The organism is Halobacillus shinanisalinarum (genome assembly GCF_022919835.1).
Taxonomy (GTDB): domain Bacteria; phylum Bacillota; class Bacilli; order Bacillales; family Halobacillaceae; genus Halobacillus_A; species Halobacillus_A shinanisalinarum.
Map to the genome: position 1 here is coordinate 3,960,468 of NZ_CP095074.1, position 15,147 is coordinate 3,975,614.

Sequence of the window (15,147 nt, forward strand, 5' to 3'; positions counted from 1 at the left end):
CACTGTGAAACTTTATTTTTATTTACTTTTTTTTAGGGTGAAAATTTGCAAGTTGAAACACCAGGATCCGAACTTTTTATGATTCCAAAACTAACGTATTCGGCAGCCTTCGATCTAGCTAATTATATTACATTTCCCTCTCCTACTATTATGCCTCTTTCAGCCTATTTCATGCCTAAACTACAGTGTTAAACGGGAAAAAGTGACTATATATGCGTTTGTGTAACAAAACTGTAATTTAAATGTAACGAAACATGGTGAAGCTTGTCATATCAAAGGGTATGATAGATTACTAGTCTATTATTCATGTTTCAGGCTATTTACAACTAAAACATATTTATGAATAATAGGTTACAGAGTAAATTACAGAGAGGGTTTTACGATGAATAAAAAACGTTTAGCAACTGCTGTTGGTGGAACTTTAGTCGGGGCATCACTTTGGGGGACTACAGTTTTTGCTGATGAATCACATAAAGTAGAATCTGGCGATACACTTTGGGAGCTTAGTAATCAATACGGTTCTTCTGTATCAGAACTTAAGTCATGGAATAACATTAATAGTCATATCATATATGTTGGTCAGTCGCTGGTTGTAACTAGAGATGGTTCTTCTTCCAACGAAGCAACTTCAAGCAACACAAGCTCAAATACTAGTACATATACAATTAAGAGCGGAGATTCTCTATCAAAGATTGCTAGCAAATATAACGTGTCCGTTAGAAACTTAATGGATTGGAACAACTTGAGTTCTTCATTAATCATCACAGGTGATCAATTGTCGATTAATGGTACAAGCAACTCAACTAGTTCTTCCAATAATCATTCAAGTTCTTCAAGGGAATCTACTGCCAGTGCAAACGTTAAAACATACACAGTAAAATCTGGAGATACATTATCGGGGATTGGTTCACGTTTCGGTGTAGGTGTTTCTTCACTGAAAAGTTGGAATAACATTTCAGGCCACCTCATTTACGTTGGTCAAAAACTTAGCTTAAAGGGTTCAGCACTTACGGATAAAGTTGATACTTCTTCTAATACCCAACCTACTCAGGTTTCAAACTCTGGATTAATTGCGGAAGCTAAAAAACATCTAGGTACACCATACCAATGGGGTGGAGAGTCACCGGCAGGTTTTGATTGCAGCGGCTTCCTACAGTACGTATTTGGAAAAGAGGGAATCAACACTCCTCGAACAGTAGCTTCCATTTATGCGGATAACCGTTTAGAAAGTGTTTCTAATCTGCAAGTAGGGGATATTGTTTTCTTTGAAACATACAAGCCTGGTGCTTCTCACGCAGGAATTTATGTTGGTGGGAATCAATTCATCCACGCTGGGTCTTCTCGCGGTGTAGAAATCAGTTCACTTTCTAACCCATACTGGAGCCCACGTTACATTGGCGCAAAGCGCTTCTAATAATGATTATTTCTTTCAAAGAACGCCTTTTACGAGGCGTTCTTTTAGTTATATTCCATTTACGCTTATTTATTTTCCAATAAAGAATGAAAAAAATGTGGAAAAGCACGAATGAAATTATAAAACCTGCGCACAATAATTTTTGCGGAGGTGATTATGATGGCTAAACAACCTAAACAAGCAGGTAAGCAAGCAGCTGGTACTGATGCACAACATGTTAAACAGCAAAACCAACAAGCTGCCCAAGGTCAGGGTCAATTTGGTACTGAATTTGGAGCAGAGCAAACTGAGGCACAAAAAGTACGTAAGCAAAATCAACAATCTCAGGCTAAGAAAAAGTAATCTGAGACGGATTTAGCTTGCTCAGGCCGCTAGTTAGCCTGTATCAAACTCCCAAGAAGCCGCCCATGTGGGCGGCTTCTTTTTTGGACCCCACAGGATGTGCAACGTTGAAATAGGACTTTTTGGTTTTAGCCGATCTTCCTCTTCGCCCCGTTCTTAGTCGAACTTCTCCTTGTTGTATCTACCGGGCCGCTTGCGCTTTTATTCTTTAAACCCAATTGTTTTCATTCATTACCAATTGTCGTTATAATAGATAAAAGGTGTGATACGGGACATTATTAGGGAAGGGGAGATGAATTATGCCCGGCCCGGCCTCTGGTAAACGGATTGAAATTCAAAGTTATAAACATAATGGTCAATTACATCGAGTTTGGGAAAGTACGACCATACTTAAAGGTACAAGAAATGTAATCATTGGTGCCAATGATCGAACGAAGGTAAAGGAAAGTGATGGGCGAATATGGATTACACGTGAACCTGCCATTTGTTATTTCCACTCCAGGCATTGGTTTAATGTAATCGGTATGCTCAGGAATGACGGGGTATACTATTATTGTAATATTAGTTCGCCGTTCATTTATGAGGATGAGGTGATCAAATATATTGATTACGACCTTGATGTAAAAGTGTTTCCTGATATGACCTTTAAACTGCTTGATGAAGATGAATATGATCTGCACAAACGTCAGATGAATTATCCCCATGTTTTGGACAGGATCTTATACAATAACGTCGATACACTGGTTCGTTGGGTAAGACAGCGGAAAGGTCCGTTCTCACCTGAATTTATAGATCAATGGTATGAACGTTACTTAACTTATCGTTAAATTATTTTTGCGCACTATTACGGTGCGCTTTATTATGGTGAAGGAAATTAGGTGATGTGTTTTGGATAGTATTAAACGATATTTACAATTTGTTAAACCCTATAAAGGGAAAATCATTTTGACCGTTCTCATCGGGGTTGTAAAATTTTCTATTCCACTTTTAATGCCATTAATTATCAAATATGTTATTGATGACATCATTAATGCAGAATCAGTAGCTCAATCAGAGAAAATTGATCAACTGCTTCTCCTTATGGGAGGTGCATTTTTTGTGTTTCTCATTCTACGTCCGCCGATTGAATACATTCGCCAATATTTGGCACAATGGATCGGAAATAAAGTTTTATATGATGTAAGGGATAAGTTATTTGATCACATACAGAAGCTAAGTTTACGATTTTATTCACAAACGAAAACCGGTGAAATCATTTCTCGTGTCATTCATGATGTGGAACAGACAAAAACGTTTGTTATTACAGGATTAATGAACATTTGGTTAGATATGTTTACCATAGTTATTGCTATAATTATTATGCTTACTCTTGATCCTTGGCTGACGCTTGTCTCTATTGCATTGTTCCCTTTCTATGGGTTTGCGGTAAAATACTTTTACGCTACTCTAAGGAGGCTCACTCGAGACCGTTCACAAGCACTAGCGGAAGTTCAGGGACATCTTCATGAGCGTGTGCAAGGGGTACCCGTTATTCGAAGCTTTGCCCTTGAGAACCATGAGCATAAACAATTTGATGTTCGAAATTCGAATTTCTTAGATAAAGCAATCAAACACACAAATTGGAATGCCTATACGTATTCAGTTACCAATACGATTACTGACCTAGCGCCATTGCTCGTTATCACTTTTGCCGGATACCAAGTTATTACAGGTGCACTAACTGTAGGAACAATGGTAGCGTTTGTAGGGTATATGGATCGCGTCTATAATCCACTAAGACGTTTGGTTAACTCAGCAACGGTATTAACCCAATCGATAGCTTCCATGGACCGGGTATTTGAATTCCTTGACGCAAAATACGACATTGTTGATAAAGAGAATGCGAAGCGGTTAGACCATGTCCATGGCGACGTTACGTTTAAGGATGTTACATTTAGCTATGGTGAAGATGAGCCAGTAGTTTTAAATGATGTAAATCTTCAGATCAAAAAGGGTGAAACCATCGCTTTTGTCGGTATGAGTGGAGGCGGTAAGTCGACGTTGATTAGTCTGATTCCTCGTTTTTATGATGTATCAGGAGGTCAAATATTAATTGATGAGAAAGATATTCGTGATGTGCAGGCCCGCTCATTACGTGACAAAGTCGGGATGGTTCTTCAAGATAACATTCTCTTTAGTGAATCCATTGCGATGAACATCAAAATGGGGGACCCTGAAGCTACAGAAGAAGAAATGATTGAAGCGGCTAAGGCTGCTAATGCACATGACTTCATTATGAATTTGCCACACGGTTACGATACTTTAGTCGGGGAGCGTGGCGTCAAGCTATCGGGGGGCCAGAAGCAGCGTGTCGCTATCGCGAGGGTGTTTCTTAAGAACCCACCGTTATTGGTACTGGATGAGGCCACTTCAGCGTTGGATTTGGAAAGTGAAAGTTTAATTCAAATGGCGCTTGAACGTTTGGCATCTGATCGTACAACATTCATTGTAGCTCACCGCCTGGCAACGATTACTCATGCTGATCGTATAGTGCATATAGAGAATGGCGAAATTGTCGAAGTTGGCTCTCACAAGGAATTAATGAATCAGAAAGGTCATTACTATGATCTTTACCAAGTGCAGCAACTTGATGATCATAAAACTGAATATATGGGGACTTAGAAAAGCGGAGAGGGACGTTTAGACCTGAATTGCATAAACAGAGCGCTGCAGGACAGCGCTCTACCTTTCCGAAAGTGAACTGCTTATGTCGCGAAAGTCTGTCCCTCACAGCTAGACAATTTAAGAAATGCGAAGAGGATTGTGCGTAAAAGTGAAGAAAAGGAGGCCATTGGACGGCCTCCTTTTCTTTTACTTTTCAGATGTTTGAATATAGTTGTAATGGCGGTGTTTATCATAACTTTTTAATAAGCGTTTGAATTTTTCAAGTTGGTAGTGATATTCCATTAGTTGTGAGGCTAAAGGAAGAAAGATAAGTTTGTCAGGATTGTGATTTTCTTCATAAACCTTCATCAACTGATCTACTAGTAAGGGAATGTCTGGTTCTTCAATTTTTCTCAAGGATCGTTTATGTGTCTGTTTTATTCGTCCTTTTAAGCTGAGGACGATTTTTTCATGTGCGTTAATTAGTTTGTCTAATTCGTTGACTAAGGAATCCTGGAATTCACTTGGAATTTGTTCAATTCGATGATCAAGTCGATAAAAGGCCTTTAATACATCAAAGGATTTCTTAGTTGTCGTGATAAGTTGTCTGAATAATACAAGTTTCCTTCCTTTAGCAAACCGCTTTCCTTTAAAATAGGTCCGCTCTTCGGAGTATAACAAGTAGGTGTGATCGATCCAGCGGAAGTTATCCTGGATTCGGGTAATTTCATATTTTAATGCTGGTTCATCTGAGAGTTGTCTTGTTGTTACTCGCAGCCATTGCAGAATATCCGTGGTCATCGCATCAATTCTGGTGAAAAGTCTTGTTTCATAATGTGGAGGCACAAAGACAAGGTTGACAATAAACGCGGCTAAGATCCCCAGTAATAATGAACTCAAACGAGAACCAGCAAAGTAGATAAAGGTTAGGTCTGTGGAATCCATAAGGGCAACAACAGCCACGGCTGCTAATGAAATGGTACTTTCGTTCATTTTTAAGTTCATGGTGAGACCAATAACAATAATAATCGCGAAGGCCACAACAAATGGATCGTTTCCCAGGGTGAACACAGCTATAATCGCTACTGCCGCTCCAATTAAATTTCCTTGTACTTGCTCTACGATCGATTGGTAAGATCTATAAATGGAGGGCTGGATAGAAAACAATGCTGCAATAGCCGCTAGAAGTGGGGAGACGAAGCCAAGCAATTCAGCCACATACAAGGCTACTGCTACAGCTAATCCTGTTTTCATCATTCGTGCGCCTAATTTCATTGTACAATCATCCTAACCTTTGCTTAATCTAAATCATTATATACCATAGTTTTCATTATATGAAAGAGATATTTTTACTATCGTACCCGTTCATGACCAGTGTTAATCGAACAGGCGATTAACACTGGTCACTCTTGTGCCATCGTTTCAAATGTATGTTTGACGGCTTTAAGAGTTTCGTTAATGTCTTCTTCTGTATGAGCTGTTGTTAGAAACCATGCTTCATATTTTGAAGGGGCTAAGTTAATTCCCTGGTCAAGCATGAGCTTGAAGAACCGTGCAAATTGGTCTCCGTTCGTTTGCTCTGCTTGCTCATAATTCTCGACTTTCTGATCGGTGAAATAGACGGTCAGTGCACCTTTTAATCGATTGATCGTTATTTGGATATCGTTAGCGTGCGCATGTTGTTGAATCCCTTCTTCTAATAGTGCCCCCAGCCTATCCATTTCTTCATATACACTTTCTTGTTGCAGAACTTCAAGACAAGCGATTCCGGCAGACATGGAGGCGGGATTCCCTGCCATTGTACCTGCTTGGTAGGCAGGGCCTAAGGGAGCGACTTGTTCCATAATATCAGCACGTCCGCCGTAAGCACCGATTGGTAAGCCGCCGCCAATAATTTTTCCCATCGCAGTCATATCGGGTTCAACATCAACGATCTGCTGGGCACTTCCATATGTAAAACGGAAGGCGGTAATGACTTCATCATAAATGACTAAAGCACCGGCCTGATGGGTGAGTTCGTTTACCTCTTTTAAGAATCCGGGTTTTGGTTCAACGATACCAAAGTTACCTACGATTGGCTCGACAAGTACACCAGCTATTTGGTCGCCATAGCGTTCGAGTGCTTCTTTAAAAGGTTCGATATCATTAAAGGGTACAGTAATGACATCCTCGGCAATAGAAGCGGGGACACCAGCAGAGTCAGGAGTACCAAGTGTAGATGGACCTGAGCCAGCAGCTACTAACACTAAGTCAGAATGGCCGTGGTAGCAACCGGCAAACTTAATGATTTTGTTGCGGCCGGTGTAGGCGCGGGCGACACGGATTGTCGTCATGACCGCTTCTGTTCCTGAGTTAACGAAACGAACTTTATCTAATGATGGGATAGCATCCTTGAGCATCTTGGCGAAGGTATTTTCAAGAACTGTCGGGGTGCCGTATAATACACCACTCTTCGCGGCGTTTGTAATGGCTTCCGTAATGTGTGGATGAGCATGTCCAGTAATGATTGGTCCGTATGCACCCAGGTAATCGATGTATTTTTGTCCATCGACATCATAAAAATAAGCACCTTCAGCATGGTCCATGTAGACAGGAGTCCCACCGCCGACACCTTTATACGCACGAGAGGGAGAGTTGACTCCCCCTACAATATGTTGCTTGGCTTCTTCATAAAGTTGTTCAGATTTAGTAAAATTCATGATCTTTCCCTCCAATTCATTCAATCCATCCACATTGTATCACGCTTAAAACAAAAGCATGAAAGGAAAAGAAAGCCACCTCAGGTCATCCAGAAAATGGATGACCTGAGGTGGGATAATTTGTCTACATGACGGTTGCTATTTTTTTGATGTAGATCTGTCTAATAAATAGGAAGTTGATGGTGTGTATGATAAGAAATGCGCCTAGGATTATGGTGCTCGGCCATAGGACAGAGGCTGCGAGCATGTTCTGTAAGGCGGCAAAGGCAAATCCGGCATGGGCGACCGCAATAAAGAACGGGGCCATAAATAGGAAGAGGATCTGTTTCGTAGCGATTCCTCTCATTTCTTTTTTCGTCAGGCCAATTTTGTATAGAGCACGATAATAATGCAGGTCATTGTCGATATCTTGATACATTCTAAAGTAGAGAATCGAACCGGCTGCAAGGAAAAACAATACACTAATAAATACACCGAAATATAGTGTCAGACTGAACATTCGTTTCAACATTGTATAGTTTTCAGCCTGGAAACTAATGGCGATATTCTCCTTAAAAGGATGTGTGTTCGTGTAGCTCAAAGATTCTTGGACCGCGATCGCTTCATCTACATATTCGGTCCAGCGGTCAATGGAGATCCCTAAATAGGAGATATATTGTCCAGGCTCAGCTACTTGTGTAAACTGGTTCAATTGTTTATCAGATACGACAGCAACATGTGGTACCAAATAGATATAAGCGGGCATCGCAGTTTCCGTCCTGGTTGTTGTTTCAAACTCCTCCGTCACGCCATTTATTTGCAAGGACAATGAATCCCTGTAAGGACTTGAGATGGAAGCGTTTGGATTCAATAGGACAGCTTCATTTGATTGGATGGAGGAAATGCCTTCTCTCCCAGTTAATTCGGCGTACTGATTATAGGTTGATTCATTAACGACAAGGATTTCTCTGCTTTTCCCTTCACCGTTTACCGCTTCAGCCTTTAGTAGCTGTTTTTCTAGAGACTGATAGGGGATCTCTAGTTTTTTCAACTCATCGATTATTTTATTATGATAGTTATCGTACAGCTCCATATTATCTGTAGTAGCCATCATAATGGACAGCGGCTCATATTTTTCTGTTTCTTCCTTAATCCCTTGGAAAGCTCCATACAATACCCCGGAAGATGTAAAAGCCACTGCACTTAAGATCGTAACAAGAAAGAGTACTCTAGAGTTGTCTTTTAACTTATACATTAAGTCTGAAATCGTAAGCATATTTGTTTTTTTGAAAAAAAGAGATTTGCGGCTCTTCAAGGCTTTTGTAAAAGCTATACTAAATTGACTGAACAATAAATAAGTTCCTGGCACAATACAGGCTAAAATAGGCAATATGCGAGAAACGATCGTTAATAAGTTAGCTGTGATCGCTAAGTAATAGCCTGCACCTATAAGAAGCAGTGACAAGATACTTAAGTTCCATGAAAATTTAGGTGCCTTCTTCGGTGCCTTTGACCCTCGGAACAATTCCATGACTGAATTCATCCGAATTGTCCATAACGAAAGAAACGAATTTAATTCAAACATAATAAAGTAAGCACCAGCCGTAAGAAGGATCGCTTCAGGAGCCAAGTAAAAAGAAAGGGCTTGATCTAACTTAAGTATCTCCGAAAATGTCATGATGAAAATCTTTGACAACAAGCCACCGACAATTATTCCGGACAGAATAGAAACGATCCCGATGATGGTATTTTCAATGAAAATCATTCGGTTCAGCTGTCCGCGACTGATTCCAAGTGTTGTAAGCAATCCAAATTCCTGCTTGCGGGATTTGACAAATGACCCTGTGGAATAAAGCACAAACAGAAAGGAAAACACGAAGATAATGATTTCCGCTGCCAGAATCCCTTGCTGGACGTCTCGGCGGAAAGTAGCTTCCTGTACTTCAGGGTGAAAGACCAGCACGGCATATATAAAAAACACGGCAACGGAAAACGTCGCACTTAAGAAATAGCTTAAGTATTGTCGGCTATTACGGCGGATATTATTAAACGCGAACTGTCTGAAGGTCATCGGTGTTTCCTCCTAACAAACTTTGAACGTTTAAGATATCCTGGAAAAAGCTTTGCCGATTATCTCCACGGTGGATTTCAGTAAACAGTTTCCCATCTTTTATAAACACGATCCGTTCACAGAAGCTTGCAGCATAGGCATCATGACTAACCATCATAATGGTTGATTCATCTTTTTCGTGTAGGGAAGCTAATGATTCCATGGCTTGCTTAGAGGATTTGGAATCAAGGTTTCCGGTTGGTTCGTCTGCAAAAACGACAGCTGGGTCATGGATAATGGCGCGTGCCATCGAAGCCCTTTGTTTTTGACCACCTGAGACTTCATAAGTGCGGTTCCGTAAGATCGTATCGATCCCTAATCTCTTCGTTACAGCAGCAAGTTTTTTCTCCATTTCTTTAACAGACATGCCGGCGAGTGTAAGCGGAAGAACAATGTTTTCACCGATGGTTAACGTATCTAAGAGATTGAAATCTTGAAACACAAATCCCATTTCCCTCCGTCTAAACTTGGCTAATTGATTTGTAGACAGGGTAGAGATCCGCTTACCGTTGACTTCAATCGTTCCGGATGTTGGCTTATCAATAGAAGAGAGGAGGTTAAGCAGGGTCGTTTTTCCGCTTCCTGAAGGCCCCATGACGCCTAAGAATTCACCTTTCCTAATTTTTAAATCTAAGTGGTCAATGGCAGTATGTTTGATTCCCTGTTTACCTCCATATGTTTTTGTGACTTGCTTGGCTATTAAAACAGACATTAGTATAACCTCCTGTTGTCATTAATCTGCTTTAAGTATAGAAGGGAAAACAGCAACTGCCCATCGAATTACCTTTCAATTCACCTGTTTAAGCTTACAATTTTGTAAGAATATGAGTTAAAAAACGATATGGACGATGGTACCTTCTCCTTCTATGGATTCAATGGTTAAATCATGGCCCATTTGATCACAAATTTCCTTGGATAAATACAGTCCCATTCCCGTTGACTCATGAAAGTGCCGACCATTTTCTCCTGTGAAAAAAGGATCAAATACACGAGTGAGGTCTTGCTTAGGTATTCCAACACCAGGATCAGCCAAAGTAAACTCCACAGTACCCTCCACACGTCGGGCAGCATAGGTCATTTGTTTCTTCGTATCGGAGGAGTATTTGATCGCATTGGCCGTCAACTGTTGAAAGACAAATCGCATCCATTTTTCATCCGTCTCTACAATTGTTTCATTATCTATTTCAATGACAGGATACACACGGTTTCGTATAAAGGATGATTTGAAATCTTGGATGGTCGTTTGCGCCAGTTCCCTCACAGTGACTTTTTCAACTAAAAAGTCACGATCAAAGCGGTCAATCCTCGCTTGATACAAAGCAAGGTCTAGACCAAGCTGCAACTTTTCATATTCTTCTTCCATGCTTCTATAAAATTCAGTGCTCACTGCATCCTTTTCCTGATTTAAGGCAAGCTTTATAACGGACAAGGGGGTTTTCATTTGATGCACCCACTGTTGGACGAAGTCGATATGCTGCTGTCGTTTCTTGTCTTCTCTTTCCAGACGATTTTGATAAGAATGGTGCTGGGTGTAATAACGAGTGATTAGCAGTGTTGATCTGTGATCACAAGGCTCAGGCAGCCAGCTTAAATCCTCTAAGGAATCATCTTTAGAAGAATCCAGCTTGTAAAACTGACGTTGCCTACGATATTGCCAACCTAGGAACGCGGCAAGTCCCAGGGTTGCAAGGATAAATAAATAAAAAATATTTTCATTCGGCAGCGGACTGTTTACGTTCATGGTTGCTAACTTTAGAACAAGCATAAACAGTGAAGTCATTACATAATAAAAAAGTATAAGCGGAAGTTTGTCCAATATAAATAGTTTCATGACTCTGACTTCCATTGATGAGCGAGTTTATACCCTGTCCCTCTGACCGTCACAATTGCCTGGTCCACTCCAATATCTGAAAGCTTTTTCCTGACTCGCGTAATATTAACGGTTAACGTGTTATCATCAACAAAATTCAGATCATCCCAGAGCAGCCCAAGCAGGTGATCACGGGATAGAACTTGGCTGGGCTTGTCCATAAATTCCTTTAACAAAACAAATTCTTTTTTAGTAAGCATAACTTTTTTAAACTGATGGACAGCCTCCATTGAAGAGAAGTCAAGTGTCAATCCGTTCAATTCGATCACTGACGTTTGTTTCGCTTCAGCATATTCTCCGTACACACGGCGGATTAGTCCTTTGATTTTCGCCAATACAACATCGTTATCAAATGGTTTGGTTATGTAGTCGTCGCCGCCATTTTCTATTGCCATCACTTGATCCATTCCTGAGTCTCTTGCAGAAATAAACAAGATAGGACAGTTTGATTGTGTACGGATTTGGCGACACCAGTAAAATCCATCAAAACGAGGAAGATTAATATCGAGCAAAACAAGCTGTGGATCCACCTGAATGAATTCCTGTTTAATTTGGTCAAATTGCGTAGCCACATGAGGTTGATACCCGTACTTTTCTAAAAATTGGGCGAGCAGCATGGCTATTTTCTGATCATCCTCTATTATAAAAATTTTCATGAAGTATCCACCTTTCTTGCTTCTTGTATAAAGGGAGTGTATCTACGGTGTTTACCATAGTTGTTGCTTTCCTGATTTTTTTGTTGATTGCAGGCAGTTTACGGCAGTTGTTAACATCACTTGAGGTAGAACACCGAACATTTTCCAGACAAATCTTCTTTTCCCTCCTTCTATTGTACACGATTATAATGGTTGGATTTGGTATCATCTACGCGACGCTCTCCTATCAAGGATTAATCATTTTTGCGCAATCCCCTGGGGTATTCCCATACTCATGGACGAAAGAAGTTGCGCGCGGTGTTTATTTTAGCGGGGTCACACTGTTTACTGTTGGTTATGGGGATCTTATGCCGATCGGATGGGGGCGTTTTTTTGCTGTTATAGAAGCATTAATAGGCTACACACTTCCGGCGGCGATTGTAGCTAAGGTTTGGCAGAGTTCTACTAGAGATTCTTGATAGTGGATGTTTATAAATAGAACATGATATCCTAAAGGGAGATACTAATTAGGAGGGATTTAAGAATGACAGTAGAAACTGGACAAAAAGCACCGGATTTTGAACTGACAGCAAATAATGGGGAAACTGTGAAGCTATCAGATTATCAAGGGAAGAATGTAGTGCTTTACTTTTATCCAAAAGATATGACGCCGGGTTGTACAACAGAGGCATGCGATTTTCGTGACCAACACGAAAGTTTTGAAGAGTTAGATGCAGTGATTCTTGGTATTAGCCCGGATCCAGTTGATAGTCATAAGAAATTCATTGACAAGCATGACTTGCCATTCTTGCTTCTGGCTGATGAGGATCATAAGGTAGCCGAAGAATACGGCGTTTGGAAGCTGAAGAAGAACTTCGGTAAAGAATATTATGGTATTGAACGTTCCACTTTTATTATTGACAAAGAAGGGAACTTGGCTGAAGATTATCGTAAAGTGAAAGTAGAGGGTCACGTAGAATCCGCCTTGCAATATATCCGTGAAAACTTAGCATAATGAATTAAACCGTGGTGGATCCGTCTATCACGGTTTTTTTGTTGCTTAAGAAGGGAATTAAAGATGGTGTACAGAATGATTTAAGAAGGAGCGGTAGGAAGAGGAGGCATACATATGAAGGGTCCCAGATTAAGGAAATTGGCAGATGTTTTATTATCCCAATCATTAAAGAGGGTCAGTTCATTGGGATATGGTTTTAATTCAGCGTCCTGAATATGGTGGCCAAGTGTACACTCATGGTGAAATAATTAGAGACAATGGATGATTTGTGAAAGAAGAATTACAAAAAGATTAAATCCTAATCAATCAAAATAAATTCCAATAATAGATGGAGATAGAGGTGTGTTTATGCAGGTTGTATCAGTGATTAAACGAGTGCCGGATGAGATAAAAGAGCGGTTAGTGGAGAACTTTGGAGAAGTGGATTTTTACTTTTGTCACGGAATGAAGGAGGGTAGACAGCATTTAAAGGAAGCGGATGTGCTAATTACGTTCGGGGAGGATGTCACACCTGAACTGATAGCCGATGCTACAAGGCTTAAGTGGATCATGGTTTTGTCTGCCGGAATGGATCAAATGCCGTTTGAAGACATATCCAGACGGAACATCCTGGTAACGAATGTACGGGGCATTCACGCAATTCCGATGGCTGAATATGCCATTTCAATGGTTCTTCAGGTGTCACGACAAGCAAAGGCCTTGGTTCAGTTAGAACAGGGTCACCAATGGAACCGAAGAACTCCGATGAAAGAAATTAATGGACAAACGATGGTATTGCTCGGAACAGGCGCGATTGCCCAAGAGACAGCACGACTGGCAAAAACGTTTCGAATGAAGACGGTTGGGGTATCAAAGTCTGGAAGAACTAAACCTTATTTTGACGAAACATATTCAGTAGATAGGATGAAGGAAGCCTTGTCACACGGTGATGTAGTTGTGGCCGTATTGCCAAGCACAGAGGAAACAACCTATCTTCTTACAGAGGAACACTTTCGGCTCATGCCTTCCCATGCTATCTTTTTGAACATGGGTAGAGGGGACTTGGTTGCTTCACACACTATTTTGCAGGCAATTAAGGAGAATCAGATAAGTCATGCCGTTTTGGATGTTTTTGAGGAAGAACCCCTTCCTGAGAGCCATCCATTTTGGGAGGAAGAAAGAGTGACTGTCACCCCACATTTATCGGGAATAACTCCACAATATTTACCACGTGGGTTTGAAATTTTTGAAAGAAATCTACAATCCTTCTTAAATAAGAAGGAAGATATGGAAAATCTTATTGATCCTAAACGGGGGTATTAATATGCGTATTTATACGAGATCGGGAGACAAAGGAAAGACCTCTTTGATTTATGGGGACCGTGTTGCAAAAAATGATTTAAGAGTAGAAGCGTATGGTACATGTGATGAAGCCAATTCGGCTATAGGTGTGGCTTTAAGTCATCTAGTACGTGAAGATTGGACGGAGAAAGACGCCTTCCTCACCGCAATGCAAAAAATCCAAACGATCCTGTTTCATGTCGGTGCTGAGCTAGCCACACCGAAGGGGAAAAAAGTGACTTGGGAACTGAAAAAGGGGCATATTGATGATCTTGAACAATATATTGATGAGTGGGACACTAGTTTAGCAGAATTAAATAACTTTATTCTGCCATCAGGCCATGAAGCGTCAGCCGGGCTGCACATGGCGCGTACGATTGTAAGAAGGGCTGAACGTACAGCTGTTGCATTGGAAGAGGAAGTCAACCCGCTGGTTGTGTCATATTTGAATCGATTGTCTGATTTGTTATTTGTAGCTGCAAGATATGTCAATCAGCATCTCGGAGGAAAAGAGCTGCCATTGCACCCAGATGTGTAACCAGATCAGCTTCTTTAGATGATGATTTTATTGACAATACCTTTATAGACAGGTTAAACTAATTATAAAGATTCTAATTTAATAATTTTCTAATTCAAAAAAGTTAGTATATGAAAGCGAGGTGCATGACGGTGTCTGAACAACGACTACAAGAAGCGATTGATACACTAAAAAGTTCCGGGGTTCGAATTACACCACAGCGTCATGCGGTGCTTGAATACTTGTTGAATGCAATGACTCACCCGACAGCTGATGATATTTATAAGGCATTGGAGAGCAAGTTTCCAAATATGAGTGTCGCAACAGTATATAACAATTTACGCGTGTTTAGGGAAATTGGATTGGTCCGCGAACTCACGTATGGAGATTCATCCAGCCGCTTTGATTGTAATACCTCTGATCATTACCATATTATTTGTGAATCATGTGGTAAGATTGTGGACTTTCACTACCCTAAGTTAAATGAAGTGGAAGCACTAGCTGAACAGGTGACTGGATTTACTGTAAGTCATCATCGCATGGAAGTTTACGGAACATGCTCAGAATGTAAAGTGAAAACAGCTCACTAAAACTGGAAGCCCA

At 40.6% G+C, this 15,147-nt stretch carries 15 protein-coding genes; 9 read left to right on the plus strand and 6 right to left on the minus strand.

The features are described 5' to 3' along the window. The first annotated feature begins 382 nt into the window (after nucleotides 1–382). The 4 genes from MUO14_RS19575 to MUO14_RS19590 all read left to right on the plus strand — a co-directional run bounded on the left by MUO14_RS19575 (nucleotide 383) and on the right by MUO14_RS19590 (nucleotide 4,417). On the plus strand, nucleotides 383–1,414 hold the full coding sequence (locus tag MUO14_RS19575; RefSeq protein WP_244752228.1) for a C40 family peptidase: 1,032 nt from the start codon (nucleotides 383–385) through the stop codon (nucleotides 1,412–1,414). A gap of 159 nt (nucleotides 1,415–1,573) precedes the next feature. Further along, the gene (locus tag MUO14_RS19580) at nucleotides 1,574–1,756 is read left to right on the plus strand and encodes a gamma-type small acid-soluble spore protein (protein ID WP_244752229.1); all 183 of its coding nucleotides are present in this window, start codon (nucleotides 1,574–1,576) and stop codon (nucleotides 1,754–1,756) included. A 299-nt stretch (nucleotides 1,757–2,055) separates the two neighbouring features. Further along, entirely contained in the window at nucleotides 2,056–2,583 is a 528-nt protein-coding gene (ntdP, locus tag MUO14_RS19585) for a nucleoside tri-diphosphate phosphatase (protein ID WP_244752230.1), read from the plus strand. Between the two features lie 61 nt (nucleotides 2,584–2,644). Further along, nucleotides 2,645–4,417 carry an ABC transporter ATP-binding protein gene (locus MUO14_RS19590; RefSeq protein ID WP_244752231.1) on the plus strand — a complete coding sequence of 591 codons (1,773 nt, stop codon included), beginning with the start codon at nucleotides 2,645–2,647 and terminating at the stop codon, nucleotides 4,415–4,417. 189 nt (nucleotides 4,418–4,606) lie between these two features. On the opposite strand, the gene MUO14_RS19595 is transcribed toward MUO14_RS19590, so the two are convergent. From MUO14_RS19595 to MUO14_RS19620, 6 genes are all read right to left on the minus strand, one after another. Then, nucleotides 4,607–5,674, minus strand: coding sequence for an FUSC family protein (locus MUO14_RS19595; protein WP_244752232.1), 1,068 nt, complete (start codon nucleotides 5,672–5,674; stop codon nucleotides 4,607–4,609). 128 nt (nucleotides 5,675–5,802) lie between these two features. Then, complete coding sequence (locus MUO14_RS19600; protein WP_244752233.1) at nucleotides 5,803–7,098, minus strand: glutamate-1-semialdehyde 2,1-aminomutase; 1,296 nt, start codon at nucleotides 7,096–7,098, stop codon at nucleotides 5,803–5,805. Between the two features lie 124 nt (nucleotides 7,099–7,222). Then, the gene (locus MUO14_RS19605; protein WP_244752234.1) at nucleotides 7,223–9,148 is read right to left on the minus strand and encodes an FtsX-like permease family protein; all 1,926 of its coding nucleotides are present in this window, start codon (nucleotides 9,146–9,148) and stop codon (nucleotides 7,223–7,225) included. Further along, nucleotides 9,123–9,899 (minus strand): ABC transporter ATP-binding protein, encoded by a 777-nt coding sequence (locus MUO14_RS19610; protein WP_244752235.1) that lies wholly within the window; start codon nucleotides 9,897–9,899, stop codon nucleotides 9,123–9,125. The genes MUO14_RS19605 and MUO14_RS19610 overlap by 26 nt, the downstream gene beginning before the upstream one ends. Nucleotides 9,900–10,016: 117 nt before the next feature. Further along, on the minus strand, nucleotides 10,017–11,018 hold the full coding sequence (locus tag MUO14_RS19615) for a sensor histidine kinase (RefSeq protein WP_244752236.1): 1,002 nt from the start codon (nucleotides 11,016–11,018) through the stop codon (nucleotides 10,017–10,019). Beyond that, nucleotides 11,015–11,713, minus strand: a complete 699-nt coding sequence (locus MUO14_RS19620; RefSeq protein ID WP_244752237.1) for a response regulator transcription factor — start codon at nucleotides 11,711–11,713, stop codon at nucleotides 11,015–11,017. The genes MUO14_RS19615 and MUO14_RS19620 overlap by 4 nt, the downstream gene beginning before the upstream one ends. A 47-nt stretch (nucleotides 11,714–11,760) precedes the next feature. On the opposite strand from MUO14_RS19620, the gene MUO14_RS19625 reads away from it, so the two are divergent. The 5 genes from MUO14_RS19625 to perR all read left to right on the plus strand — a co-directional run bounded on the left by MUO14_RS19625 (nucleotide 11,761) and on the right by perR (nucleotide 15,134). Then, a complete protein-coding gene (locus tag MUO14_RS19625; protein ID WP_244752238.1) occupies nucleotides 11,761–12,171 on the plus strand; it encodes a potassium channel family protein in 411 nt (136 codons plus the stop codon). Between the two features lie 65 nt (nucleotides 12,172–12,236). Then, entirely contained in the window at nucleotides 12,237–12,707 is a 471-nt protein-coding gene (gene bcp / locus MUO14_RS19630; protein WP_244752239.1) for a thioredoxin-dependent thiol peroxidase, read from the plus strand. Between the two features lie 348 nt (nucleotides 12,708–13,055). After that, nucleotides 13,056–14,009, plus strand: a complete 954-nt coding sequence (locus MUO14_RS19635; RefSeq protein ID WP_244752240.1) for a D-2-hydroxyacid dehydrogenase — start codon at nucleotides 13,056–13,058, stop codon at nucleotides 14,007–14,009. A gap of 1 nt (nucleotide 14,010) precedes the next feature. After that, nucleotides 14,011–14,565: a cob(I)yrinic acid a,c-diamide adenosyltransferase gene (locus MUO14_RS19640; RefSeq protein ID WP_244752241.1), complete on the plus strand. Its 555-nt coding sequence runs from the start codon at nucleotides 14,011–14,013 to the stop codon at nucleotides 14,563–14,565. A 125-nt stretch (nucleotides 14,566–14,690) separates the two neighbouring features. Next, nucleotides 14,691–15,134, plus strand: coding sequence for a peroxide-responsive transcriptional repressor PerR (gene perR / locus MUO14_RS19645; RefSeq protein ID WP_396265857.1), 444 nt, complete (start codon nucleotides 14,691–14,693; stop codon nucleotides 15,132–15,134). The last annotated feature ends 13 nt before the right edge of the window (nucleotides 15,135–15,147 follow it).